Source organism: Geobacter metallireducens GS-15 (assembly GCF_000012925.1).
GTDB lineage: Bacteria > Desulfobacterota > Desulfuromonadia > Geobacterales > Geobacteraceae > Geobacter > Geobacter metallireducens.
Window position 1 is genome coordinate 1,177,208 of sequence record NC_007517.1, and the last position, 24,276, is coordinate 1,201,483.

General features: G+C 60.3%; 21 protein-coding genes and 1 CRISPR repeat array. Of the genes, 15 read left to right on the forward strand and 6 right to left on the reverse strand.

What is annotated here, in order from left to right; all coding sequences use genetic code 11:
- Positions 1-76 precede the first annotated feature (76 nt).
- The 10 genes from fdnG (at position 77) to GMET_RS05360 (ending at position 13,358) form a co-directional block, all read left to right on the forward strand.
- On the forward strand, positions 77-3,109 hold the full coding sequence (gene fdnG / locus GMET_RS05315; protein ID WP_011365770.1) for a formate dehydrogenase-N subunit alpha: 3,033 nt from the start codon (positions 77-79) through the stop codon (positions 3,107-3,109).
- Entirely contained in the window at positions 3,106-3,939 is an 834-nt protein-coding gene (locus tag GMET_RS05320; RefSeq protein ID WP_004513236.1) for a 4Fe-4S dicluster domain-containing protein, read from the forward strand. Before fdnG ends, GMET_RS05320 begins: the two co-directional genes overlap by 4 nt.
- A complete protein-coding gene (gene nrfD, locus GMET_RS05325) occupies positions 3,936-5,141 on the forward strand; it encodes an NrfD/PsrC family molybdoenzyme membrane anchor subunit (RefSeq protein ID WP_004513237.1) in 1,206 nt (401 codons plus the stop codon). The genes GMET_RS05320 and nrfD overlap by 4 nt, the downstream gene beginning before the upstream one ends.
- Positions 5,142-5,147: 6 nt before the next feature.
- Positions 5,148-6,587, forward strand: a complete 1,440-nt coding sequence (gene fdhD, locus GMET_RS05330; protein WP_004513238.1) for a formate dehydrogenase accessory sulfurtransferase FdhD — start codon at positions 5,148-5,150, stop codon at positions 6,585-6,587.
- Between the two features lie 50 nt (positions 6,588-6,637).
- The gene (locus GMET_RS05335; protein ID WP_004513239.1) at positions 6,638-6,820 is read left to right on the forward strand and encodes a twin-arginine translocase TatA/TatE family subunit; all 183 of its coding nucleotides are present in this window, start codon (positions 6,638-6,640) and stop codon (positions 6,818-6,820) included.
- 238 nt (positions 6,821-7,058) lie between these two features.
- Positions 7,059-9,227 (forward strand): CRISPR-associated helicase/endonuclease Cas3, encoded by a 2,169-nt coding sequence (locus GMET_RS05340; protein ID WP_004513240.1) that lies wholly within the window; start codon positions 7,059-7,061, stop codon positions 9,225-9,227.
- A 148-nt stretch (positions 9,228-9,375) separates the two neighbouring features.
- Positions 9,376-10,059 (forward strand): type I-C CRISPR-associated protein Cas5c, encoded by a 684-nt coding sequence (gene cas5c, locus GMET_RS05345; protein ID WP_004513241.1) that lies wholly within the window; start codon positions 9,376-9,378, stop codon positions 10,057-10,059.
- On the forward strand, positions 10,056-11,816 hold the full coding sequence (gene cas8c / locus GMET_RS05350; protein WP_004513242.1) for a type I-C CRISPR-associated protein Cas8c/Csd1: 1,761 nt from the start codon (positions 10,056-10,058) through the stop codon (positions 11,814-11,816). Before cas5c ends, cas8c begins: the two co-directional genes overlap by 4 nt.
- Positions 11,817-11,828: 12 nt before the next feature.
- Entirely contained in the window at positions 11,829-12,683 is an 855-nt protein-coding gene (cas7c, locus tag GMET_RS05355) for a type I-C CRISPR-associated protein Cas7/Csd2 (RefSeq protein ID WP_004513243.1), read from the forward strand.
- Positions 12,684-12,818: 135 nt separating this feature from the next.
- On the forward strand, positions 12,819-13,358 hold the full coding sequence (locus GMET_RS05360; RefSeq protein ID WP_004513244.1) for a transposase: 540 nt from the start codon (positions 12,819-12,821) through the stop codon (positions 13,356-13,358).
- 169 nt (positions 13,359-13,527) lie between these two features.
- Here GMET_RS05360 and GMET_RS05365 read toward each other — a convergent pair whose 3' ends face one another.
- A complete protein-coding gene (locus tag GMET_RS05365) occupies positions 13,528-14,604 on the reverse strand; it encodes an IS5-like element ISGme1 family transposase (protein WP_011365646.1) in 1,077 nt (358 codons plus the stop codon).
- A gap of 172 nt (positions 14,605-14,776) precedes the next feature.
- Between GMET_RS05365 and cas4 the strand changes: the two genes are divergently transcribed.
- From cas4 to GMET_RS05390, 5 genes are all read left to right on the forward strand, one after another.
- The gene (cas4, locus tag GMET_RS05370; RefSeq protein ID WP_004513726.1) at positions 14,777-15,391 is read left to right on the forward strand and encodes a CRISPR-associated protein Cas4; all 615 of its coding nucleotides are present in this window, start codon (positions 14,777-14,779) and stop codon (positions 15,389-15,391) included.
- 10 nt (positions 15,392-15,401) lie between these two features.
- Positions 15,402-16,238, forward strand: a complete 837-nt coding sequence (locus GMET_RS05375; protein WP_004513727.1) for a BRO-N domain-containing protein — start codon at positions 15,402-15,404, stop codon at positions 16,236-16,238.
- A complete protein-coding gene (gene cas1c / locus GMET_RS05380; RefSeq protein WP_004513728.1) occupies positions 16,235-17,269 on the forward strand; it encodes a type I-C CRISPR-associated endonuclease Cas1c in 1,035 nt (344 codons plus the stop codon). The genes GMET_RS05375 and cas1c overlap by 4 nt, the downstream gene beginning before the upstream one ends.
- A 100-nt stretch (positions 17,270-17,369) precedes the next feature.
- Entirely contained in the window at positions 17,370-17,663 is a 294-nt protein-coding gene (cas2, locus tag GMET_RS05385) for a CRISPR-associated endonuclease Cas2 (RefSeq protein WP_004513729.1), read from the forward strand.
- A 177-nt stretch (positions 17,664-17,840) separates the two neighbouring features.
- Positions 17,841-18,669: direct repeats of the CRISPR family, unit length 37 nt; unit sequence GTAGCGCCCGCCTACATAGGCGGGCGAGGATTGAAAC.
- A 274-nt stretch (positions 18,670-18,943) separates the two neighbouring features.
- A complete protein-coding gene (locus GMET_RS05390) occupies positions 18,944-19,447 on the forward strand; it encodes a nitroreductase family protein (RefSeq protein WP_004513730.1) in 504 nt (167 codons plus the stop codon).
- A 6-nt stretch (positions 19,448-19,453) separates the two neighbouring features.
- Here the strand turns inward: GMET_RS05390 and GMET_RS05395 are convergent, their stop codons facing one another.
- Genes GMET_RS05395 through GMET_RS05415 form a run of 5 tightly spaced genes read right to left on the reverse strand, consistent with a single transcriptional unit; the run spans position 19,454 to position 24,273 of the window.
- Positions 19,454-20,545, reverse strand: coding sequence for a protein-glutamate methylesterase/protein-glutamine glutaminase (locus tag GMET_RS05395; RefSeq protein ID WP_004513731.1), 1,092 nt, complete (start codon positions 20,543-20,545; stop codon positions 19,454-19,456).
- Positions 20,542-21,078 (reverse strand): chemoreceptor glutamine deamidase CheD, encoded by a 537-nt coding sequence (gene cheD / locus GMET_RS05400; protein WP_004513732.1) that lies wholly within the window; start codon positions 21,076-21,078, stop codon positions 20,542-20,544. Before cheD ends, GMET_RS05395 begins: the two co-directional genes overlap by 4 nt.
- Before the next feature lie 20 nt (positions 21,079-21,098).
- Positions 21,099-22,001, reverse strand: coding sequence for a CheR family methyltransferase (locus GMET_RS05405; RefSeq protein ID WP_004513733.1), 903 nt, complete (start codon positions 21,999-22,001; stop codon positions 21,099-21,101).
- Between the two features lie 9 nt (positions 22,002-22,010).
- Positions 22,011-23,774, reverse strand: coding sequence for a methyl-accepting chemotaxis protein (locus tag GMET_RS05410; protein WP_004513734.1), 1,764 nt, complete (start codon positions 23,772-23,774; stop codon positions 22,011-22,013).
- Between the two features lie 28 nt (positions 23,775-23,802).
- On the reverse strand, positions 23,803-24,273 hold the full coding sequence (locus GMET_RS05415; RefSeq protein ID WP_004513735.1) for a chemotaxis protein CheW: 471 nt from the start codon (positions 24,271-24,273) through the stop codon (positions 23,803-23,805).
- Between the last annotated feature and the right edge of the window lie 3 nt (positions 24,274-24,276).

Sequence of the window (24,276 nt, forward strand, 5' to 3'; positions counted from 1 at the left end):
GTTGCCCTTGTGAGCCCGTTGTCACATTCAACGCAACGGGCTCCATGGCCCGATCTCTTCGAAGGGGGTTTGTGAAATGGGAATTTCACGCAGGCAGTTTCTGCAGCGGGGGGCACTGGCCGGCGCGGCCATCGCGCTCTCCGGCAAGCCGGGGGAGGCGAGCGTCGATGCTCCCGAGCTCCGGACCAAGGGGCTGAAGACCACGACCACCATCTGTCCGTTCTGCTCGGTTGGGTGCGGCCTGATCGTCCACACCAAGGACGGCAGGGTGGTGAACGCCGAAGGTGACCCGCAGCACCCGATCAACCAGGGGGCGCTCTGTCCCAAGGGGGGCGCGCTCTTCCAGATCGCCAACAACGAGAACCGGCTCCAGAAGGTGAAGTACCGGGCGCCCGGCTCCGACACATGGGAAGAGAAGAGCTGGGACTGGGCCCTTGACCGGATCGCCCAGCGGATGAAGGAAACCCGCGACAAGTCCTTCAAGAAGACTGAGCTCAACAAGAAGGACAACAAAGAGTACGTGGTGAACCGCACCGATGGCATGGCCTTCTTCGGCGGCGCCGGTCTTGATAACGAAGAGTGCTACCTCTGGACCAAATTCGCCCGCGCCATGGGGGTGGGGCAGCTCGAACACCAGGCCCGACTTTGACACTCGTCAACGGTCGCCGGTCTGGCGGCTTCATTCGGTCGTGGTGCCATGACCAACCATTGGATTGACCTGAAGAACTCCGACGTAATCCTGGCCATCGGCTGCAACCCGGCCGAGAACCACCCTGTTTCGTTCAAGTGGATCGAGCAGGCGCTCGACAGCGGCGCCAAGCTCATTGCCGTCGATCCGCGCTATACACGCACGGCCTCCAAGTCGGACATCTACGCCCAGATCCGTCCGGGGACCGACATCGCCTTCCTGGGGGGGATAATCAACTTCGCCCTCCAGAACAACATGATCCACGAGGAGTACGTCCGCGAGTACACCAACGCCACGTTCATCGTCTCGGAGCAGTTCGACTTCCAGGACGGCATGTTCTGCGCCTTCGACGATCAGGAGAAGACCTACGACCTCAAGTCCTGGGCCTACGCCACCACCGCCGACGGCAAGCCCAAGCGGGACATGGGCATGAAGGATCCCAAGTCCGTCTACCAACTCCTGAAGAACCACTACCGGCGCTATGATGTGGACACCGTCTGCGCCATCACCGGCACGAAAAAGGAAGACTACCTCAAGGTGGCCAAGGCGTTCTGCGGCACCGGTCGCGCCGACAAGGCGGGGACCATCCTCTACGCCATGGGGATCACCCAGTCGACCCACGGCAGCCAGAACGTCCGGGCCGTGGCGCTCCTCCAGATGCTGCTGGGGAACATCGGCATCGCCGGCGGCGGCGTGAACGCCTTGCGGGGCGAGTCCAACGTCCAGGGCTCCACCGACTACGGGCTCCTCTTCCACATCCTCCCCGGCTACCTCAAGTCGCCGGAGTTCGACAACGTGGACCTGAAGGCCTACAACGAGAAGTGGACCCCCAAGACCAAGGACCCCAAGAGCGCCAACTGGTGGGGGAACACCCCCAAGTACATCACGAGCCTCCTCAAGGCCTGGTACGGCGAGAACGCCACGGCCGAGAACGACTTCTGCTACGACTACCTCCCCAAGCGGTCGGGGAACTACTCCTACGTGAAGATCATGGAGAAGATGGGGAAGGGAGAACTGGAAGGGCTCGTCTGCATGGGGATGAACCCGGCCGTGGGGGGCCCCGATTCCGGCAAGGCCCGGGAGGCCCTTGGCAAGCTCAAGTGGCTCGTCACCGCCGACCTCTGGGAGACCGAGAGCTCCATCTTCTGGAAGCGTCCCGGCGTCGACCCGAAGTCGATCCAGACCGAGGTCTTCATGTTGCCGGCCGCCTCCTCCATCGAGAAGGAAGGCTCCATCTCCAACTCGGGCCGCTGGGCCCAGTGGCGCTACGCCGCCGTCCACCCGCTGGGTGATTCCCGCAGCGACCTCCACATCATCGACGAGTTCTACAAGCGGGTGAAGGCCCTCTACCTGAAGCAGGGGGGCGCGTTCCCCGAGCCGATCACCAAGCTCTCCTGGAGCTACGGCACCGGCCACGAGCCCGACGTCCATATGGTGGCCAGGGAGATCAACGGCTACTTCACCAAGGACATGACCATCGTCGACAAGGACAAGACCCTGGAGTTCAAGAAGGGGGATCAGGTCCCGATGTTCAAGTACCTCCAGGACGACGGCTCCACCGTCTCCGGCTGCTGGATCTACTGCGGCTCCTACACCAAGGACGGCAACCAGATGGCCCGCCGGGACGCCTCCGACCCCACCGGCCTCGGCCTCTTCCCCAAGTGGTCCTGGTGCTGGCCGGTGAACCGCCGGATCATCTACAACCGCGCCTCCGTCAACCCGGCCGGTGAGCCGTTTAACCCCAAGCGCCCGGTCATCGCCTGGGACGCGCTGGAGAAGAAGTGGAAGGGGGATGTCCCCGACGGTCCCTGGCCCCCCATGAAGGACGACAAGGAAGGGAAGTACCCCTTCATCATGCTCCCCGAGGGACATGGCCGCCTCTACGCCCTCGACATGAAGGACGGGCCGTTCCCCGAGCACTACGAGCCAGTGGAGAGTCCGGCCAGGAACCTCCTCTCCAAGGTGCAGAGCAACCCGGTCGTCAAGGTGCCGAAGAACGTGTCGAGCGATACCGCCAAGTTCCCCTACGTCGGCACCACCTACCGGGTGACCGAGCACTGGCAGGCCGGTGCCATGACCAGGAGCCTCCCGTGGCTCGTGGAACTGGTTCCCGACATGTTCGTGGAACTCTCCGAGACCCTGGCCCAGCGGAAGGGGATCAAGCAGGGGGACACGGTGAAGGTCACCACCGAGCGGGGCTCCATCGAAGCGGTGGCCCTTGTCACCAGCCGCCTCAAGCCCTTCAACGTCCAGGGGCGGATGATCGAGCAGGTGGGGATGCCGTGGCACTTCGGCTACGCGGGACTCGCCAAGGGGGACAGCGGTAACGTCCTCACCCCCACCGTTGGGTGCGCCAACACCGGCATTCCGGAGTTCAAGGCGTTCCTCTGCAACATCGAGAAAGGGGGTAAGCGGGCATGAGCTCCTCGACCATCGACTACGGCAAGACCAAGACGTTCCTCATCGACACCACCAAGTGCACCGGCTGCCGCGGCTGCCAGGTTGCCTGCAAGCAGTGGAACCAGCTGAAGGGTGAGAAGACCACGTTCTTCACCGGCGAAGGGTACCAGAACCCGCCCCAGATGTCCGAATTCACCTTCACCCGGGTGAAGTTCAAGGACTACGAGAAGCACGGGCAGAACGAGTTCGCCTTCTACAAGGAGATGTGCATGCACTGCAACGACCCCGCATGCGCCTCCGTCTGTCCCGTCGGCGCCTTCCACAAAACGCCGGAAGGGCCTGTCATCTACAACGCCAAGAAGTGCATCGGCTGCCGCTTTTGCATGGTGGCCTGCCCCTTCGGCGTTCCCAAGTACGAGTGGAGCAAGGCGTTTCCCTTGGTGAAGAAGTGCACCGGCTGCTACAGCCGGGTTAAGAACGGCCTTCACCCCGCCTGCGCCACCGCCTGCCCCACCGCCATCACCTACGGCAGCCGGGACGAGATGCTGAAAGAGGCGGAGAAGCGGATGGCCGCCAAGCCCGACCGCTACTTCAAGGTGGTCTACGGCAAGGAGGAGGCCGGCGGCACCAGCGTCCTCTATCTGACCCAGCAGCCCCTGGACGAACTGGGCTTCCGGCCGGTCACCAAGCGGCCGCTCCCTTCCTACACCTGGCAGGCCCTGCGGTTCGTGCCGGGGATCTTCCTCACCGTTGGCGGCACCCTGTCGCTGGTCACCTGGTTCCAGCACCGCAAGGACCGGGTGAGGCGCGAGGAAGAGGAACGGAACAGCCGGAAGGAGGGGAACCAATGACCGCGGCACGCATTGTCATGAATGAAATCAAAGGGTACCATCGCTTCATCAAGTTTCTGATGGTCCTCGTGGGGGGGGCGGCTTTGGCCTCCGCTGTCCGCTTCATCTTCGGCCTCGGGGCCACCACCAACCTGAATGACCTCTACCCGTGGGGACTCTGGATCTCCTTCGACGTGGTCACCGCCGTCCCCCTGGCGGCCGGCGCCTTCACTATCGGCATCGTGGCCCACGTCTTCCACATCAAGAAGCTGGAGCCCCTGGTCCGGCCGGCCATCGTCACCGGCTTCCTGGGCTACTCCCTGGTCTGCGTGGGCCTGCTCCTCGACCTGGGGCAGCCCCAGCGGGGCCCCTACGTCCTCTTCAACTGGAACGTCCACTCCCCCATGTTCGAGGTCTCCATGTGTGTCATGGCGTACACCACGGTCCTCTTCCTGGAGTTCCTCCACCCGGTGAGCGAGCGGTTTGGCTGGCACATCCCGCTGCGGCTCCTCCGGACCCTGGAGCTGCCGTTCGCCATCCTGGCGGCCATGATCTCCACGCTCCACCAGTCGACCCTGGGGACCTTCTTCCTCATCGCCGTCGACAAGCTCCACAACCTCTGGTACAATCCGCTCCTGCCGCTTCAGTTCTGGCTTTCCGCCATCTTCACCGGCCTCTCCATCGTTATCTTCGAGGCGAGCCTCGTGCACAAGTACATGGGGCAGCCCGACGAGTCCGACCTGCTGGCCACGCTGACGAAGATCATCCCCTGGATCATGGGGGTCTACATGCTGGTGAAGGTCTATGCCCTGGCGTCCCTCTCCCACGGACCCCTCTTCGACCGACCGGTCCTGACGGCCCTCTTTGCGGTTGAGGTGATCGTGGGGCTCCTGATTCCGTTCGGCATGTTCCTCACGAAACGGATCAGGACCGACAAGCAGATGCAGCTTCGGGCCGCTTCCTTTGTCATCGCCGGCCTCGTGCTGAACCGCTTCAACGTCTCCATGTTCGCCATGCACCAGCCCGGCCAGCCGGCATATTTCCCGAATTTCATCGAATCGGTGGTAACCATCGGCATCATCGCGGCCCACATCCTCTTCTTCGTGCTCGTGGCCAAGTACTTCCCCATCTTCGAGCACCACCCCGAGGCCACCGACTACACCATCCCCGACCGCTTCCGCAAGATCGAGAAGCATGGGCATGGGGTGGCGAGCGAGGCGTAGGTTTCCATGAAAACCATCCACATCTACACCAACGGCCGTTTCGAAGAAAAACAGTCGGGCATCGTCCGGGAATTCCCCCTGGTGCTCCACGTGAACGGCCGGGAGATCGCGACGCTGATCTCTTCTCCCCACGATCTCCGGTTTCTCGTTGCAGGGTTCCTTCGCAACCAGGGGTTCGTGGAGCGGGCCGAGGATTTCCACATGCTGGCCGTCTGCGACGACTTCGGCATCGCCAACGCGCGGATCAGGGGCGAGCTGCCGGAGCGGCTGAAGCCGGTCCTCACCAGCGGCTGCGGCACGGGGGTCACCTTTACCCTGGAGACCCCGAAAATCCCTCCTCCCCTGGCCCTGCCTGCTATCACCACCGACGCCGTGTTTCGCCTCATGGAGGAGCTGGCGCGGCGGGCCGACAACTACCGGAGCCACGGCGGCATCCACTCCGCGGCCGTGGGGGACGGGGAGGGGAACCTCCTCCTCTTCGCCGAGGACATCGGCCGCCACAACACCCTTGACCGGATCGCCGGCGAGGCCCTCTTCAAGGGGATCGACCTGGCCGGGACAATCCTTGTCACCTCGGGGCGGGTCTCCACCGAAATGGCTGCCAAGTGCGCCAGGCTCGGAATAGCGCTCATCGCCTCCCGCACCTCCGCCACCGACATGGCGGTGAAGATGTGCGACGAGGCGGGGATTCCCCTCATCGGTTATGTCCGGGGAGGGAAGTTCACGGTGTATGCCCACCACGAGCGGCTGGCGATGGCGCCACCCGTGGGGGCGATTCATGAACTGCCCCTACCTGCGTCCGCACAGGGGAGGCGCATTCCCGGCATCACCGGCGTCATCCTCGCCGGCGGGCAGTCGCGCCGCATGGGGAGCAACAAGGCGCTCCTTCCCTACAAGGGGGGGCGCTTCATCGAGGCCATCCATCGGCAGCTGGCCGAGATCTTCGACGAGGTGCTCCTCGTCACCAACAACCCGGAGCAGTATGATTTTCTCCCCTGCCGGAAAGTGGCCGACATCCACCCGGGGATGGGGGCACTGGCCGGCATCCATGCGGGGCTGCACCACGCCGCCAACCCTGCCGCCTTCATGGTCGCCTGCGACATGCCGTACCTGAACAGCGACCTGATCCGGCATCTGGCCACCCTGGCCGACCCGGGCGGGGTCCTCATTCCCGAAAGCCCGGCGGGGCTGGAACCGCTCCATGCGGTCTACGGCAAAGGGTGCCTTGCCGCCATCGAGACAACGCTCCTGTCGGGCGAACGGCGGATTGTTTCGTTCTTCGGCCGGACCAACGTCAACCGGGTCAACGCCGAGCAGGTGGCCCTCTTCGATCCGGACTACGCCACCTTCAGCAACATCAATACCCCCGTGGACTATTACCGGCTTCGGGATGGCGAGCGGGACGAACTCGACGCCGCTCTCGGCGCCGACCGCATCGCGGGGTGATACAATACTCTGCGTCGATACTCTAATTTGCCACTAAAGGAGATTCACCCATGTTCGGATTCGGAATGCCAGAAATGATAATCGTCCTCGTCATTGCCCTTGTTGTCTTTGGCCCTGCCAAGCTCCCCCAGTTGGGACAGTCCCTGGGAGCCGGCATCAGGAACTTCAAAAAGGCAACGCTGGAAGAGCCGGAGCAGATCGCGACCAAGGATAAGGAGGAGGGTGCCGCCTGACCCGCACTCGATACCCCAGACGAGCGAAAACCCGCCCCCGATAGAGGAGTCGGGTTTTTTTATGTGTATTGCTGATTAGCGTCAGTCTTCCCCTTGGCGGTTACATAGTCCCCTTTCCCCGTCCAAACCATCACTTATCAGCAGGAGAACATATTGTGACTTGTTTTGTCGCAATTGTAGGTTAGGATGGGTTCACTGTTTTTGATTTGAGTGTCCGGCGGTGTTCCTGGAGGGGAAGATGAGAGAACGACCGGTGGCCCATCTGGCGGAAGATGGGCGGGTTCATGGGCTTGAGGAGCATCTGTGCGGGACGGCGTATTTTGCCGCAGCTTTTGCCGGAGAGTTTGGGTGTGCAGGGTGGGGGAGGCTTGCCGGAATCTGGCATGACCTCGGGAAATATTCTCATGAATTCCAACGCTACATACTGGACGATGGGCCACGAACCGATCATTCATCTGCCGGGGCGTTGTATGCCGTCCAACGGCTTGGGAAACTCGGGAGAGTCATAGCCTACCTTGTGGCCGGTCATCATGCCGGTCTCCTTGACTGGGCTGACAATACTGGCTCTAATCTGGAACGACGTCTTACCTCAACCGATTTGTTAGCCCGCGTGGTCCTCTCGGAACTCCCTCCCAATCTGCTTGAACAGCAAATTCCAGCCGAACGCCCGAAACCGCCAGCCACCGACCTGACAGCTTCACTCTGGCTGCGAATGCTGTTTTCCTGCCTCGTGGATGCCGATTTTCTCGATACCGAAGCGTTTTTCAATCCTGCACCGGTCGGCCAACGTAGCCGTTTCCCGACAATCGAAGAACTACTTCCCCTGTTCGATGCCTATATGGCCGACAAACAGGCCACCGCCTTTGATACTCCCGTCAACAGGCTGCGCGCTGAAATCCTTCGCCAATCCGTTGGTAAGGCTTTTCACTCACCGGGGTTTTTCTCCCTCACCGTTCCAACCGGCGGCGGCAAGACCCTCTCGTCAATGGCTTTCGCCCTCAACCATGCCCGCGCCCACGGCAAGCGCCGCATCATTTACGTCATCCCCTATACCAGCATTATCGAACAGACCGCCGATCAGTTCCGGGAGGTATTCGGTGATTCGGTCGTGGAACACCACAGCAACGTGGCCCGTCAGGACAGTGACGAGGAAGGACAGCGCCTGCGCCTGGCGTCTGAAAACTGGGATGCACCGGTCATCGTCACCACCTCGGTTCAGTTCTTCGAATCGCTCTTTGCCAGCCGCACCAGCCGGTGCCGCAAGCTGCACAACATCGTCAACAGTGTGGTGGTCCTCGACGAGGCCCAACTACTCCCTCCGGATTTCCTTAATCCGATTCTCGAAGCCCTCAAGGAGTTGCAGAAGAACTACGGGACCACGGTAGTCATTTGTACGGCTACCCAGCCGGCCCTTGGTCCGCATCAATCGGCGAACTTCGACTTCAAGGGGATTCCCGAGATAACGGAAATTATGGACGATCCGGCGAAGCTCCATGTGAAGCTCAAGAGGACTCGTATCCATAAACTGCGTGACCTTGCCCCGGTTTCATGGGATGAGCTTGCCGAGGAGCTTGAGTGGCAGGATTCAGCTCTCTGCATCGTCAACCGCCGCGACGATGCCCGCACGCTGTGGGAAAAGATGCCGAAGGGGACGATTCATCTCTCCGCGCTCATGTGCGGAGCCCATCGGGCACGGAAGATCGCCGAGATCAAGGAGCGGCTCAGGAACAGGGAACCGACCCGTGTCATCAGCACCCAGCTGGTGGAAGCGGGGGTGGACGTGGATTTCCCTATTGTTTATCGGGCTGCGGCCGGCCTCGACTCAATTGCCCAGGCAGCCGGGCGGTGCAATAGGGAGGGGCTGCTGGAATGGGGGGAAGTATTCGTCTTTACCCCACCGTCAAAAATCCCGGCGGGGCACCTTCAGCAGGCGGCGGGGATCGGCATGCGGCTTCTGGCCGAAGCAGAAAGTGACCCGTTGTCCATGGAGCGATTTGAGGCCTTTTTCAGGGAGTTCTACTGGATGCGCGGCGACCGCCTTGACCGTGAAAATATCATCGGCCTGTTGCGGAACGATGTGGGGTTGCGATTCAGCTTCCGCACCGCGGCCAGAAAGTTTCAGCTTATTGACGAGAGTGCCCAGGCGCCGGTGATCGTCCAATTCGAGAATGACGAACTGCTGTCTCTGCTGGAACGCCAGGGACCGGAGCGCTGGCTGCTGCGAAAACTTCAACGTTCGGTGGTCAACCTGCCGCGCTACCTGCACAATCGTTTGTTGTCTGAAGGGGCAATCCGGGAAAGGTGTCCCGGTATCTTCGTGCAGGCACATGGCGCCCTGTATCACCCTGATCTCGGTTTCTGTCCGGATAAGTCGATCGTGTACGAGCCTGACGAATTAATCGGATGAGACTTGACAATTATTTCAGTTTAGATAAAAGGTAAAACAGATTCCAGTAAATGGAAAAGGATTGAAACAGTTTCGAAAACAGGTGGCAAAGTGAAAGCGCCCGCCTCAGTGGGCGGGCGCAGTAGTCTCCGCGAAAGGAGGGAAATGTATGGATATGGCATCCACCAAAAGCCGGATGCTGCGCCTCAAGGTCTGGGGCGACAACGCCTGCTTCACTCGGCCCGAAATGAAGGTGGAGCGGGTCTCCTATGATGTCATGACCCCATCGGCGGCGAGGGGCGTTCTGGAGGCGATTCTCTGGAAACCGGCCATCCGATGGCAGGTGGACCGGATCGACGTGCTGAAGCCGATCCGCTGGGAGTCGGTGCGGCGCAACGAAGTGGGGAGCGTCATGTCTCCACGAACTAATGGGCTGTTCATCGAGGAACAGCGCCAGCAGCGGGCCGGCCTGTTCCTGCGGGATGTCGCTTATACCATCCACGCTTGGTTCGAGATGACCGTGCCGCCAGACGAAAGGAACAACGTCATCAAGTTCCAGGAAATGTTCATCTGTCGGGCATCCAAGGGAAAATGCTTCAACCAGCCGTACCTGGGGACACGGGAGTTCTCTGCCGGCTTCGAGCTAATTCCCCACGACCAATCCCTGCCGGAGCCGATTGTCGAGACGCGCGACCTCGGTTTCATGCTCTACGATCTCTGCCACGACACCAGCAGGGATGAGGGGCACGTCCATACCTGCACCGACGGTTGCCGCCCTTCGTTCTTCCGGGCAGCTTTGAAGGATGGCAGAATGATGGTTCCGGCCCGTGACAGCGAGGAGGTGCGGCGATGATACTGCAGGCGTTGCATGGCCTTTATGTTCGTAAACAGGATGAACTGCCGCCGGAAGGATTCGAGCAAAAGGAAATCCCTTTTCTGATTGTCCTCAATGGTGACGGAACCTTCGGCGACTTTCAGGATACGAGGAACAGGTCGGGAAAGAAACTGATCGCGCGTCAGTTCAGGGTGCCCAAGGACAGCGGTAGATCGGGGAAAAACGCATGGCAGAGCGCCAACCTGCTCTGGGACCATTACGGCTATGTCCTTTGCTGGCCCAAATCGGATTCGGATGCCGACAAGGAGATGGCGCGGAAGCAGCACGGAACATTCGTTGAGAGGGTTGGAGAGCTTGCCGCTGCGTATCCTCAAGATAAAGGCGTTCAGGCGGTCATGCGCTTTTTGAAATCCGACGAGAGAGAAAAGTTACTTGAACATCCTGCGTGGGAGGAATGTCGGAAAATTCCAGGCTGTAATCTGAGCTTCAGGTTGTCCGATGAGTTAAGCCTTGTCTGTGAAAGCGATAACGTCAGGGAATTCGTCGCGAAATCGTCCGCACAGGACGACGATGAAGATGACTCGACAACGGGGGACGTGGAAGGGATATGCCTCGTAACCGGCGAAAGTGCCACCGTGGCTCGACTGCATCCGCGAACGCCGATCATTGGGGCGAAGAGCAACGCGAAAATTGTCTCCTTTCAGAAAAACATGGGGTTCGACTCCTATGGCCGGCAGCAAAGCTACAACGCGCCGACCAGCAAGGGCGCCGCCTTTGCCTACACCACCGCCCTTAACCATCTGCTGGCCAAGGAATCAAGACAGAAACTGCTGATTGGCAGCGACACCATGGTTTTCTGGGCTGGTGAAAAGCACCGTGTCGAAGATCTTTTCGCCGATCTTTTCGGCGAACCGGCCAAGGAAAACCTCGATCAAACAACCCAGGCGATCCGTTCCCTCTACACCGCTCCACAAGCCGGCACACCGCCCCTCGACCACGATCTCACCCCGTTCTTCGTCCTCGGCCTTGCCCCCAACGCGGCCCGCATTGCCGTCCGTTTCTGGCACGCCGGAACGGTCGGCGAAACCGCCCGCCATATTCGACAGCACTTCGATGACTGCGCCGTCGTTCACGGCCCCAATCAGCCGGAATACCTTTCCCTTTTCCGGTTGCTGGTTTCCACGGCAATGCAGGGGAAGTCAGAGAACATCCCACCGAATCTGGCCGGCGACCTCATGAAATCGATTCTGGCGGGAACGCCCTATCCCCAGTCTTTGCTTTCGGCGGCGATTCGGCGCTGTCGTGCCGAGCGCGAAATCACCTACCCCCGCGTGTCTGTCATAAAGGCCGTATTGGCGCGGGGAACAAGATACTACACATCAAACGAACAGGAGGTCGGCATGGCACTCGATGTAACCAATACCAATCCGGGCTATCGGCTCGGGCGGCTTTTCGCCGTACTGGAGAAGATCCAGGAAGAGGCAAGCCCCGGCATCAATGCCACCATCCGTGACCGCTTCTACGGCGCGGCTTCGGGAACGCCGGTGGCAGCATTCCCGCACCTGATGAAGCTGAAGAACCACCATCTGGCAAAGCTCGAAAACCGGGGCCGGGCGGTCAATCTGGAAAAGATCGTCGGCGAAATCATGGATGGTCTTGATGATTTTCCGACTCACCTGAGTCTCCAGGACCAGGGGCGCTTTGCTGTTGGCTACTATCATCAGCGCCAGGATTTTTTCAAAAAGAACGAAACCACAACCAACGTGAATCCATAGGAGGAGATGACCATGACCATTCAGAACCGCTATGACTTTGTACTGTTTTTCGACGTGAAGGACGGCAACCCCAACGGCGACCCTGACGCCGGCAACCTTCCCCGCATTGATCCGGAAACCGGCCATGGGCTGGTGACGGACGTCTGCCTGAAGCGGAAAGTGCGGAACTACGTTCAATTGGATAAGGAGCTGTCGCAGGGGTATGACATCTTTGTCAAAGAGAAGGCGATTCTCAACAACCTGATTGATGAGGCCCACGAACAGGAAAACGTAAAGGCAAAGGAAAAGGGTGAAAAAACCGAGGCCGCTCGGCAGTTCATGTGTGGCAAATACTTCGACGTTCGGACTTTTGGTGCGGTCATGTCCACCGGCAAGAACGCAGGCCAGGTTCGTGGCCCGGTCCAGTTGACCTTTGCCCGCAGCGTCGACCAGATCGTGCCGCTGGAGCACAGCATCACCCGCATGGCAGTGGCAACTCCTGCCGAGGCTGAGAAGCAGGATGGGGATAACCGCACCATGGGACGCAAATTTACCGTCCCCTATGCCCTCTATCGTTGCCACGGCTTCATTTCTGCACCGCTGGCGGCCCAGACCGGTTTCAGCGAGGAAGACCTTGAACTTTTCTGGCAGTCATTGGTCAACATGTTCGAACACGATCGCTCGGCGGCCCGCGGCCAGATGTCGGCCCGCAAGCTGATCGTCTTCAAGCATGACTCTAAAATGGGGAACGCTCCGGCACACCACCTCTTTGATCTGGTCTCTGCCGAGGCATCAGAGACGCCAGTCCGCAGCTTCGATCAGTACGATATCTGTGTGCCCACTCAGGAGAATATGCCGACAGGTGTGACGGTCGTCGAGAAGTTGTAATGTTCTCTCGTAGGGGCAATTCATGAATTGCCCCTACACACCTACGGACATGCTGTAAATTGCCCCTATGCATCATCGACATACCAACCAATAACCTGGGCGAACACAGATTCGCCCCTACGAATGACGAATTGAATGACCTATAATCCCGATATTCACCATCGCCGTTCCATCCGCCTGCGGGAATATGATTATTCCTCAGGCGGTGTGTATTTCGTGACGATGTGTGTCCAAGGGCGTGAATGTCTGTTCGGCGGGGTGGTCGATGGGGTCATGCAGTTGAACGAGGCGGGGCGGATGGTGGTGGGAACATGGCACGGGTTGGCGGAGCGGTTTCCCAACATGACGACGGACGAATTCATCGTCATGCCGAACCATGTTCACGGGATCATGGTGGTTCAAGAAAATGAAATTGGTGGTGGTGTAGGGGCAATTCATGAATTGCCCCTACAGGTGGCTCGTCGAAATATGGTGATCCCGAAAATAATCGGCTATTTCAAGATGAATACCGCTAAACAGATCAACATAATGCGCGGCAGTGCAGGCATTCCCGTATGGCAGCGCAATTATTACGAACGGGTTATCCGAGATGAAAGGGAATTTACCAGCATCCGGGAATACATCCGTTGCAATCTCCTGAAATGGGCCGATGACGAAGAAAACCCAGACCCTTAGCAGGCCGTTGAAAAACTCCTTCATTTCCAGGGCAATCCCCTTCAAGGAGATCATTTTAGGCCGATAGTTGCATTGATCTCGCCCTATTCGTTCTTTGAAACTTTGCTTTTTACCTTGATTTGGCCTTTTCGGGCGGGCTTTGCCACCAAGAGTCGCATTATTCCCCTGATTATGCCGTTTTCGTCCCGAGATTGCGCAGCCGGACCAGATTGTATGCCGCAATGGCCATGGTGAAGTACCAGTCGACTTTCGCTATTCCCCGATGCCGGGTCTTGCGGAGATTGCCGACAGTCTTGAGCCAGCCGAAGGCCTCTTCGATCCGCTTGCGAATCCTCAGGCTGGTTTTGTAGCCTTCGTGGCGGGTAGTCCTGCCATCGATGGCTGAGCGGCGGTTAGCGGTGTTCTGAGCAATGTGAGGGGTTACCTTGAGTGCTCGCAGATCTTTGACGCACTCTTTGGTGTCGTAGCCCTTGTCGCCGCCCATGGTGATCCGCTTGTTACCGGCGACGTCTGCGATCATCTCGACTGCGGTATCCCGCTCAGCGGTACCGGTTGCGTGGGTGATTCTGGCATCGACGATGATCCCGTTGCGGTTCTCCATGAGAGCGTGCCCGTGGTAACTGAGCTTCGCCTCTTTGCCCGAGCTTCTCCTGGCAATCCGCGCATCCGGATCGGTGGTGGAGGCATGGGTGTCGTTTTTGAGCTTTTCGCCGTGGAAATCACGCTCCGTGTTACGACCCACTGGAGGCTTTGGTCCATCCTTGGGCCGAAAGCTCTTGATAGAAGCCCACGCCTCGATGAGGGTGCCGTCAACGCTGAAGTGCTCGTCGGACAACAGCTTTGCCCTTCGGGCCTGCTCAACTACTTTTGCCAAGAGCAGCCGTGCCACGTCGGTATCGATCAACCGCTCCAGGTTGGTGGAAAACGAGGAGTGGTCCCAGACCTTCTCGTCCAGGGCCAATCCCACAAACCAGCGGAACAGGATGCTGTAGCTGATCTGCTCCACCAGCAGACGGTTACTCCTGATGGTGTACAGCGCCTGAAGCAGAAGTGCTTTAAGCAACTGCTCAGGAGGAATCGAGGGCCGGCCGGTGTGGGAGTACATGGCCTCGAATTGCGGGCTGAGCTCTGCAAGGGCCTTATCCACCATCGCCCTGATCGACCGCAAGGGGTGGTCCTTCGGGACGTACGACTCAGGGGAGAGATAACAGAACAGAGCTTCGGTTTTTGTCTCGGCGCCGCGCATAACTTTTCTCCTGTAAATTCAGATTGTTACGCGTAAAAATATAGCACAGTTCGCTAACTTATTGAATCAAAAAGGTTTAGTTTTTCAACAACCTGTTAGGGGCAATTCACGCATTGCCCTAATGATGACACAACGATTGGGCAATTCATGAATTGCCCCTACAAGGATTGTTATGAACGAACCCACCGACCCCATCATGATCTCCGCCCTGGAGCATTACAGCTACTGCCCGCGTCAGTGCGCCCTGATCCACGTGGAGCAGGTGTGGGGCGAAAATCTCTACACCATGCGCGGCCGCGACGTGCATGAGAACGTGGATATGGAGTCGTCCCATGACGTTGCGGGCATCCGCTACGAGCGGGCGCTCCCCCTCTGGTCGAAACGGCTTAACCTTATTGGCAAGGCCGATCTGGTGGAATTTCACGGTGAAACTCCCTATCCGGTGGAGTACAAATCGGGCAGGCACCGGGACGGCCGCCATGAGGCGCTGCAACTCTGTGCCCAAGCCATCTGCCTCGAAGAGATGTTCGGGGTTGCGGTGGAGAAGGGAGCGCTCTTCTGGCATGGTTCGCGGGAGAGGAGGGAAGTTGTTTTTACCGACGTAATACGGGAGCACGTAGAGAAAGCGGCAGAAGGTGTCTTTGCACTGATTGCGCAATCCACCGTCCCGCCGCCGGTGAACGACAAGCGCTGCACCCATTGCTCACTGAAGGAATCATGTCTTCCCGCCGTCGTTGCCGAGAAGGACAGAAGCCGCAGGGTGGCGCGGGAATTGTTTGAAATTTGAGGGGGGATGGATGGAAACGAAGTTGGTTGTTTTTCAGAGTAAGGAGATTAGGCGCCTACTGGTGGATAATGTCTGGTTCTTTGCCGTTGTTGATGTGATAGCCGCATTGACGGACAGCGACAAGCCCCGCGACTACTGGTATCGCATGAAAAAGCGGGAACTTGATGCCAGTGGAATCGAGTTGTCGACATTTTGTCGACAACTGAAACTGGAGTCTTCGGATGGGAAAAAATATCTGACGGAGATGGCCAGCACCGAAGGCCTTTTCCGCATCATCCAGTCCATCCCGTCTCCCAAGGCCGAGCCCTTCAAACGCTGGCTGGCAAAGGTTGGCTACGAGCGGGTCCAGGAGATCGAAGACCCCGAACTGGCCACGAAGCGCATCCGCGAGTTGTACAAGGCCAAGGGATATTCAGAAGCCTGGGTCGAGAAGCGGATGCGTGGCATCGCCATTCGGGCGGAGCTGACGGAGGAGTGGAAAAACCGGGGAGTGAAGGGGGAGCCTGAGTACGCCATCCTTACCGCCGAAATCTCCAAGGCCGCCTTCGGCATGACCCCCGGCGAGTACAAGCAGTTCAAGGGGCTCGGACGTGAGAACCTGCGGGACCACATGACCGACCTGGAGCTGATCTTCTCGATGCTGGGGGAGGCGGCCACGACGGAGATTGCACGCAAGCAGGATGCTCAAGGCTTTCCCGAAAACAAGGTGGCGGCCCACAAGGGGGGGCGGATTGCCGGCGAGGCACGGGAAAAGCTGGAGGTGGAAACCGGCGAACGGGTGGTGACGTCAGAAAATTTCCTGGTGGAACCAGAAAGTCGCAAGCGGCTGAAAGGGAAAAAGCCATGAAACAGATCCTCAACACCCTCTACGTCATGACCCAGGGGGCCTATGTCTGCCTCGACCACGAAACGGTGAAGGTGGAGGTGAAGGGCGCACTCCAGATGCAGGTGCCGCTTCACCATCTGGGGGCCATCGTCACCATGGGGAACGTCATGATGAGTCCCTTCATCATGGCGCGTTGTGCCGAGGACGGCCGGGCGCTGGTGATCCTCGACCGTAACGGCAAGTTCAAGTGCCGCGTCGTCGGCAAGACCAGCGGCAACGTGCTCCTGCGCCAGACCCAGTACGAGGCGGTGCGGGATAGGGAGCGCTCCGCGGCAATCGCCCGGAACATGGTGGCGGGGAAGGTTAAGAATGCCCGCCAGATCCTCATGCGGGGAGCGCGCGAAACCACCGACGCTGATGAAAGCGCCGTCCTGCGAAAAGCGGGCGACACCCTGGCCGATGCGCTCTTCCATCTCAAGGACGCGACGGATATCGACCATGTGCGCGGATTGGAGGGGGAGGCGGCCAACGCCTATTTCCAGGTGTTCGACCGGATGGTGAAGGAAGAGGAGCGCCCGGCCTTCAGGATGAACGGCCGCAACCGCCGGCCTCCGCTCGATCCCATGAACGCACTTCTCTCCTTCCTCTATACGCTGCTTCTCAACGACTGCATCAGCGCCGTAGAAGGAGTGGGGCTCGATTCCCAGATGGGCTTTCTTCATGTCCTACGTCCGGGGCGGCCTTCCCTCGGGCTCGACATCATGGAAGAATTCCGAGCGGTGCTGGCGGACCGGCTGGCCCTTACCCTCATCAACCGGAAGCAGATCACTGAAAAACATTTCGAGGTGCGGCCCGGCGGGGCCACCTATCTGGACGATGCGGGCCGGAAGGAAGTCATCATGGCCTATCAGAAGCGGAAACAGGATGAATTTCACCATCCGGTCCTCGACCAGAAAGTTCCCTTCGGGCTCTTACCCCACGTTCAAGCCCGGCTGCTGGCCCGGCATCTGCGGGGGGACCTGGAGCAGTACACGCCGGTGCTCTATTCATAGAAATTCCCCCCGGCCCCCCTTTCGCAAAGGGGGGAGTTACAGGCGGGGCGGGGATGAATTGCGAGTTCCCCTTTATGAAAGGGGGATAGAGGGGGATTTGATGTGGGTAGTTGTCTGCTATGACGTGAACACCGAAACCAGAGAGGGTCGCCGGCGACTGCGACGGGTGGCCCAGGCGTGCAAGAACTATGGCCAGCGGGTCCAGAAGTCGGTGTTTGAATGTCAGGTCAATGAGATGAAGTTTGAGGATCTGCGGCGAAAATTGCTTCGGGAAATCAACAAGGAACAGGACAACCTCCGCTTCTATCGCCTGACAGAGCCCCGGGAGAACCATGTGGAAACCCATGGACTCACGCGAACGATCTTCTTTGATGATGAGCCGTTGATCGTTTGAGCCGCGAACCTGGTGTTCCTTCAGAAACACGGGATGTTCGCGGACGGGTAACACGGTGACATTTCGAGGGATAAGGAGGGTGAGGGATTTTAGGGAATACCTTAGCGGCCTTTTTCTGCCGGATTCGCGGAAATGGGCATGCAACTGTTTGAAAACTGTCACTAAAAAGATGTGGCAGTAGCGCCCGCCTACATAGGCGGGCGAGGATTGAAACACTATGCGCTCCACTTTGGCCCTGATGTTGGCCGTGTAGCGCCCGCCTACATAGGCGGGCGAGGATTGAAACCGCCAAATCCGCCGCGCTCCACTCCCGGCAGAAGTTGTCGTAGCGCCCGCCTACATAGGCGGGCGAGGATTGAAACCAAGTCCGACTTGAAGATTTGTACTGTCGGCGCCGTAGCGCCCGCCTACATAGGCGGGCGAGGATTGAAACACCATCACCCCAGGGATCGGCACGGCCCGCATCGGTAGCGCCCGCCTACATAGGCGGGCGAGGATTGAAACTTGGTGCCCCAGGAAGAGTGGAAACCGCTGATCAGCGTCCGGTAGCGCCCGCCTACATAGGCGGGCGAGGATTGAAACTCGACCAACACCCCCGGCACGGTCATGTCGAAGGGTAGCGCCCGCCTACATAGGCGGGCGAGGATTGAAACGACACCGGCCTCGACGGGTGGGACGCCGCCGCCTGTAGCGCCCGCCTACATAGGCGGGCGAGGATTGAAACGGGAGGGACGGTGATATCGTGCAGGGAATACCAAGTAGCGCCCGCCTACATAGGCGGGCGAGGATTGAAACACCTGATGCTGCCCCTGCGGTCTGCCGTGCGCGGGTAGCGCCCGCCTACGCAGGCGGGCGAGGATTGAAACAGGTCATTGGACCGGGCGAAGATGCGGCCCTGAGTAGCGCCCGCCTACGCAGGCGGGCGAGGATTGAAACGGAATCAGTTCGCCGCGTTTTGTCCGAAGGTTAGTAGCGCCCGCCTACGCAGGCGGGCGAGGATTGAAACACACAGCCTCTCAATATACCGATATCTCCTATTTGTAGCGTCCGCCTACGTAGGCCGGTGAAGCAACAGAGGGTGAGGTTACGGGCTACCGGAAGATGATTCCCCCAATGCAGACACAACAGAGGGCAACGAAAAACATGAGCACCGAAACGACGGCAATGGCTTTGGCCAGCATGGGAATGACCTCATAACATTTTTCTTAGTTAATCGGTGCGTAACAGCAAAACTTTAATTTATTTTACGTGTAGTTAGCCAGCTGGCGAGGAGGATGGAGATGGAGGTTCTGGAGGCAATCTACGGACGCCGCAGCGTGCGGCAGTATACCAGCGAGCCGGTGACGCGGGAGGAAGTTCTGGAGATCGTCCAGGCAGGTTCCTGGGCGCCGTCGGGGCTCAACAATCAGCCGTGGCGGTTTGCCATTGTGTCCGACGACGAAAAGCGCCGGGCGCTGGCGGGGTTTACGAAGTACCGGCACATCCTGGAAGGGGCGCCGGTCTCCATTGCGGTCTTCTGCGACCGGGCCGCCATGTACAACGACACAAAGGACCACCAGTCTGTCGGGGCGTGCCTCCAGAACATGCTTCTGGCAGCCCATGCCCTGGGGCTTGGGGCCGTGTGGCTCGGGGAGATTCTGAAGAGCGCGGACAAGGTGCGGGAACTGCTGGCATTGCCGGAGAGCCTGGAGCTTATGGCGGTAGTGGCAGTGGGGCGGCCGGCGGAATTCACCCGCACGGGCGATAGGAAGGATCTCGACGAACTGATCGTTGGGGAATATTGATCTGCTTCACACCCTGAAGGCCCGGTTCCCCTGCGACTCTAGCCAGCCGAAGAGTCGTCGAGGCATCTCGCCCAGGGGCGCCACCTCGTCAACCCCGCCTCGCGCTATGGCCTCTTTGGGCATCCCGAAGACCACACAGCTTTTTTCGTCCTGAGCGAAGGTGTAGGCGCCGGCTTCGCGCATCTCCAGCATGCCGGCGGCGCCGTCGTCTCCCATGCCGGTCATGATGATGCCGACGGCATTCCTGCCGGCGCGGTTGGCTGCCGAACGGAAGAGGACGTCCACCGACGGCCGGTGGCGGCTGACCGGCGGGCCGTCGGAGAGCTCCACCACGTAGTTGGCTCCGCTGCGGGCGAGGAGAAGGTGCCGGTTTCCCGGAGCGACATAGGCGTGGCCCGGGAGGATTCGTTCACCGTGCTCCGCCTCCTTGACGCTGATCCTGCAGAGGCTGTTCAGTCGCTGGGCAAAGGTGCGGGTGAAAGCCTCGGGCATGTGCTGGGTGATGAGGATGCCGGGAGAGTCGGCGGGCATGGCGACGAGGAACGATTTCAGGGCCTCGGTGCCGCCGGTGGAGGCGCCGATGACGATGATCTTCTCGGTAGAGGAGAAGGTCCGGTGTTCCATCGGCAGCACTGCGTCGGCGGTATTCTTTCGCTCCACGGAGAGGTGGACGTGGGGGGGCTGCCGTACCCTGGCTTTGGCGGCGACCCGGAGCTTGTCGGTGATCTCTCGGGCGTATTCCTGCATGCCCCGGCTGATGTCGATCTTCGGCTTGGTGACGAAGTCGACGGCCCCCAGCTCCAGTGCCCGAAGAGTCAGGAATGAGCTTTTTTCGGTGAGTGACGAGACCATGAGCACCGGCATGGGGCGAAGGCGCATCAGCTTTTCCAGGAAGACCAGCCCGTCCATCCGGGGCATTTCCACGTCGAGGGTCAGAACGTCCGGGTTGAGCGCCTTGATCTTTTCCCGGGCCACCAGGGGGTCGGGCGCCACTCCCACCACCTCCATATCGGTCTGGCTGTTGATGATGTCCGTCAGCAGGCTTCGGATGAGGGCCGAGTCATCGACGATGAGAACTTTGATGGGCTGCGTGCTCATGACGATTCTCCGATAAACAGCGAGTCGATGCTGCCGGTCCTGATCTGCCTGACAAAGGCACGGCCGGTTGCCGGGGCGAAGTAGACCTTGCGCGGGTAGATGTCCCCCACATCCACCGCCGTTACCGGTATCTCGCGCTCTTCCAGGTAACGGAGGGCGAATTCGGCGTTGCGCTCCCCCACGTCGGTTACTCCGTTGATGACCCTGCCGGCGCCGAAGACCTTCGCCTCCAGGTAGGGGAGCCTCCCTCCCAGCTGGATCAGGTGATCGATCAGCAGCTCCATGGCGTGGGTGCCGTAGCGGGGTGAAGGGGATTCGTCGGTGCCTGCCTCGCCCGGAAGCATGTAGTGGTTCATGCCGCCGATGCCGCTCAGCCGGTCGCGGATGCAGACCGAGACACAGGAGCCGAGTACCGTGACGATCATGGTGTCGCTGTCGGTGGCGTGGTATTCGCCCGGAAGGATCTTCACTGCCTGCTTGTTGAAGGTCCGGTCGTAATAGGAGTTTTTCGCGAAGTATCTGCCGGTGTGCATGAACTTTTCCCTGGTGCCGGTTACGACCGGAGGCCGGTGGGGAGGGGGGCGCCATCCCGAACGGCGTAGACCGTCTTGCCGCGGACCTGGAAGAGGTCGGCGGCGTGGTGGAAACTCTCCGAGTGGCCGGCGAAGAGGAGCCCACCGGGGTGGAGCAGGGGAACGAATTTCTTCAGGATGCCGTACTGGGTCTCCTTGTCGAAGTAGATCATCACGTTGCGGCAGAAGATGGCGTCGAACCGCTCCCGCATGGGCCACTGCGGGTCCAGCAGGTTCAACTGCCGGAAGGTGATGATCTTTTGCGCCTCGGGCCTGACCCGGGCAAGGCCAGCGTTCTTCCCGTCCCCCCTGAGGAAGAACCGCCTCACCTGCTCCCGGGGAAGGCGCTCGATCCGGTCGAGGCGGTAGATTCCCTGACGGGCCCGGTCAAGGACGCTGGTGTCGATGTCCGTGGCCAGAATCCGCACCGGCGGGGTAAAGGTGCCGAACTGCTCCACCACGGTCATGGCGATGGAGTAAGGCTCTTCGCCGGTGGAGGCGGCGCAGCACCAGATGGAGAGCTGCCGCCGGCCGCCGAGCCCCTTCAGGTGGTCAGCCAGGATCGGGAAGTGATGGGGCTCCCGGAAGAAGGAAGTGAGGTTGGTGGTGAGGGCGTTGACGAACGCCTCCCGCTCCTGCCGGTCGCCGCTTTCCACGATGCGGAGGTAATCGTCAAAGGAGGTGAGCCCCCTGACCCGCAGGCGGCGCGCCAGGCGGCCGTAGACCAGATCACGCTTGACCGGGCTGAGGGCGATCCCCGCGGTGCGGTAGATGAGCTCCCGCACCCGGGCGAAGTCGCCGTCGGTAAAGCGGAACTCGCGGAGATCCCTCGGGGGGAAATCCGCGTCGGTTCCTGTCAGCGGTGCAATGTCGTGGTTGGGCATCGTGCCTCTCTAAAACTCCTTCCAGTCGTCGTCATACCCCACGGCCTTGGGCAACTCGGCCTCGTGGTGTTCAGGAGCTGCCGGCTTGTGGTAGCCATTGGCGGCCTTCGCCTTGGGAGCGGCCTTGGCGGCCGGGGTGTTCCGGGCACTGGGCGCCACCCTGGCTGCGGGCTTGCGCTCCGTCTTCGGGGCGGCCCCGGTATCGGCGCGTCCGCCGTCGGCCAGCTTGAAGCGGCTCACGGTGGAGACCATGGAACGGGCCTGGTCCTCCAGGGCCTCGGCGGCCGCAGCGGCCTCCTCCACCAGGGCAGCGTTCTGCTGGGTCACGTCGTCCATCTGGGTGATGGCGGTGTTCACCTGCTCGATGCCGCTGGACTGCTCGATGGAGGCGGCGGAGATCTCGGCCATGATATCGGCTACCCGCTTGATGCTGGTGACGATCTCGCGGGTGGTCTCCCCGGCCTCTTCCACCAGGCGGCTGCCGTCCTCCACCTTGGCCACCGAGTCCTCGATGAGGCTCTTGATCTCCTTGGCCGCGGCGGCGCTGCGCTGGGCAAGGTTGCGCACCTCGCCCGCCACCACGGCAAAGCCGCGCCCCTGTTCGCCGGCCCGGGCCGCTTCCACCGCCGCATTGAGGGCGAGGATGTTGGTCTGGAAGGCGATGCCGTCGATGACGCCGATGATGTCGGAGATCTTGCGGGAGCTGTCGGTGATGGCCCCCATGGTGTTCACCACCCGGCCGATGACCTCGCCGCCGCGCTCCGCCACCTCGCTGGCGGTCACGGCCAGCTTGTTGGCCTGCTGGGCGTTGTCGGCGTTCTGCTTCACGGTGGAGGTGAGCTCTTCCATGCTCGATGCGGTCTCCTCCAGGGCCGAGGCCTGCTCCTCGGTGCGCTGGGAGAGGTCGGCGTTGCCGGCGGAGATCTGCTCGGTGGCGCTGGCGATGGAGTCGGCGCCGGTGCGGACTTCGGCCACGATGTGGGAGAGGCTGTCGTTCATCTCCCGCAGCGACCGGAGCAGTTGGCCGGTCTCGTCCTCGCTGGAGGCCTCGATGGCGGCGGTCAGGTCACCGGCGGCGATATGCTCCGAGGCGGTGATCGCTTCGCCCAGGGCCATCCTGATGCGGCGTGCCACGAAGTAGGCGAAGGTGAAGATCACCAGGGCGCAGATGAGGGTGGCGACGATGATCTGGATCTTCATGGTCATCACTTCCTTCTGCACGTCATCCACGTAGATGCCGCTTCCCACGACCCAGCCCCACTCCTTGACCAGCTGGACATGGGAGATCTTGGGGCTCGGCGCCGTGGCGCCCGGCTTCGGCCACTGGTACTCCACCTCCCCTTTACCCTGCTCCCTGGCGACCTTTGCCATTTCCACAAAGAATGCCTTACCCGTGGGATCCTTGAGGTCGTCGAGTTTTTTCCCTTCCAGTTCCGGCTTTATGGGATGCATCACCATGACCGGCTCCACGGTGTTGATCCAGAAATATTCATTTCCGTCATACCGGAGCTTGCGAATGTTGTCGATGGCCCGTTTCCTGGCCTCGGCTTCGGTCAGTTCCCCGCTTTTTACCTTCTCCTGGTACCCACCGATCAGGGTGACAACGGTATCGACGGTGCTCCCCACCATGTCCTTTTTTTCGGCCATGAGCTTCTTCTCCACCAGGGGAAGCACATAGAACATGATGCCCGAAACGATGAGCACGATGGTTGCCACCGAGATGGCGAGGATTTTGGAGAGAATCTTCCAGTCTTTGAATGCTTTGATTTTCATAGGTTCACCTTCCTTTGAGGATTCTTGATCAGGCTGCACTGTCCATGAGCTGCATCTCGCTGCTGCTCAGGAGCTTCTCGATGTCCATGAGGATGAGCATCTGGCCGTTCACGGTGCCGAGGCCGGTCAGGTAGCGGGTATCCAGGGCCGACCCCATCTCCGGGGCCGGCCTGATCTGCTCCGGCTCCAGGGCCACCACGTCGGAGACGCCGTCCACCACCATGCCGATGACCCGGTTCAGCACGTTCATGATGATGACCACGGTGAATTCGTCGTAGGTGGGGGTGCCGAGGTTGAATCTGATCCGCATGTCGACGATGGGGACGATAACCCCCCGCAGGTTGATGACCCCCTTGAGGAATTCGGGGGAGTTGGCGATGCGGGTTACGGCGTCATAGCCCCGGATCTCCTGCACCTTCAGGATATCGATGCCGTACTCCTCTGCTCCGAGGGTGAAGGTGAGGTATTCATGGGGGATGGTTCTTTCAGGCGTATCCATAGT

Excerpts from the sequence above, each read along its gene's own strand:
- GMET_RS05320 (WP_004513236.1), top strand. The coding sequence starts at position 3,106 with ATGAGCTCCTCGACCATCGACTACGGCAAGACCAAGACGTTCCTCATC.
- nrfD (WP_004513237.1), top strand. The coding sequence starts at position 3,936 with ATGACCGCGGCACGCATTGTCATGAATGAAATCAAAGGGTACCATCGC.
- fdhD (WP_004513238.1), top strand. The coding sequence starts at position 5,148 with ATGAAAACCATCCACATCTACACCAACGGCCGTTTCGAAGAAAAACAG.
- GMET_RS05335 (WP_004513239.1), top strand. The coding sequence starts at position 6,638 with ATGTTCGGATTCGGAATGCCAGAAATGATAATCGTCCTCGTCATTGCC.
- GMET_RS05340 (WP_004513240.1), top strand. The coding sequence starts at position 7,059 with ATGAGAGAACGACCGGTGGCCCATCTGGCGGAAGATGGGCGGGTTCAT.
- cas5c (WP_004513241.1), top strand. The coding sequence starts at position 9,376 with ATGGATATGGCATCCACCAAAAGCCGGATGCTGCGCCTCAAGGTCTGG.
- cas8c (WP_004513242.1), top strand. The coding sequence starts at position 10,056 with ATGATACTGCAGGCGTTGCATGGCCTTTATGTTCGTAAACAGGATGAA.
- cas7c (WP_004513243.1), top strand. The coding sequence starts at position 11,829 with ATGACCATTCAGAACCGCTATGACTTTGTACTGTTTTTCGACGTGAAG.
- GMET_RS05360 (WP_004513244.1), top strand. The coding sequence starts at position 12,819 with ATGACCTATAATCCCGATATTCACCATCGCCGTTCCATCCGCCTGCGG.
- GMET_RS05365 (WP_011365646.1), bottom strand. The coding sequence starts at position 14,604 with ATGCGCGGCGCCGAGACAAAAACCGAAGCTCTGTTCTGTTATCTCTCC.
- cas4 (WP_004513726.1), top strand. The coding sequence starts at position 14,777 with ATGAACGAACCCACCGACCCCATCATGATCTCCGCCCTGGAGCATTAC.
- GMET_RS05375 (WP_004513727.1), top strand. The coding sequence starts at position 15,402 with ATGGAAACGAAGTTGGTTGTTTTTCAGAGTAAGGAGATTAGGCGCCTA.
- cas1c (WP_004513728.1), top strand. The coding sequence starts at position 16,235 with ATGAAACAGATCCTCAACACCCTCTACGTCATGACCCAGGGGGCCTAT.
- cas2 (WP_004513729.1), top strand. The coding sequence starts at position 17,370 with ATGTGGGTAGTTGTCTGCTATGACGTGAACACCGAAACCAGAGAGGGT.
- GMET_RS05390 (WP_004513730.1), top strand. The coding sequence starts at position 18,944 with ATGGAGGTTCTGGAGGCAATCTACGGACGCCGCAGCGTGCGGCAGTAT.
- GMET_RS05395 (WP_004513731.1), bottom strand. The coding sequence starts at position 20,545 with ATGAGCACGCAGCCCATCAAAGTTCTCATCGTCGATGACTCGGCCCTC.
- cheD (WP_004513732.1), bottom strand. The coding sequence starts at position 21,078 with ATGCACACCGGCAGATACTTCGCGAAAAACTCCTATTACGACCGGACC.
- GMET_RS05405 (WP_004513733.1), bottom strand. The coding sequence starts at position 22,001 with ATGCCCAACCACGACATTGCACCGCTGACAGGAACCGACGCGGATTTC.
- GMET_RS05410 (WP_004513734.1), bottom strand. The coding sequence starts at position 23,774 with ATGAAAATCAAAGCATTCAAAGACTGGAAGATTCTCTCCAAAATCCTC.
- GMET_RS05415 (WP_004513735.1), bottom strand. The coding sequence starts at position 24,273 with ATGGATACGCCTGAAAGAACCATCCCCCATGAATACCTCACCTTCACC.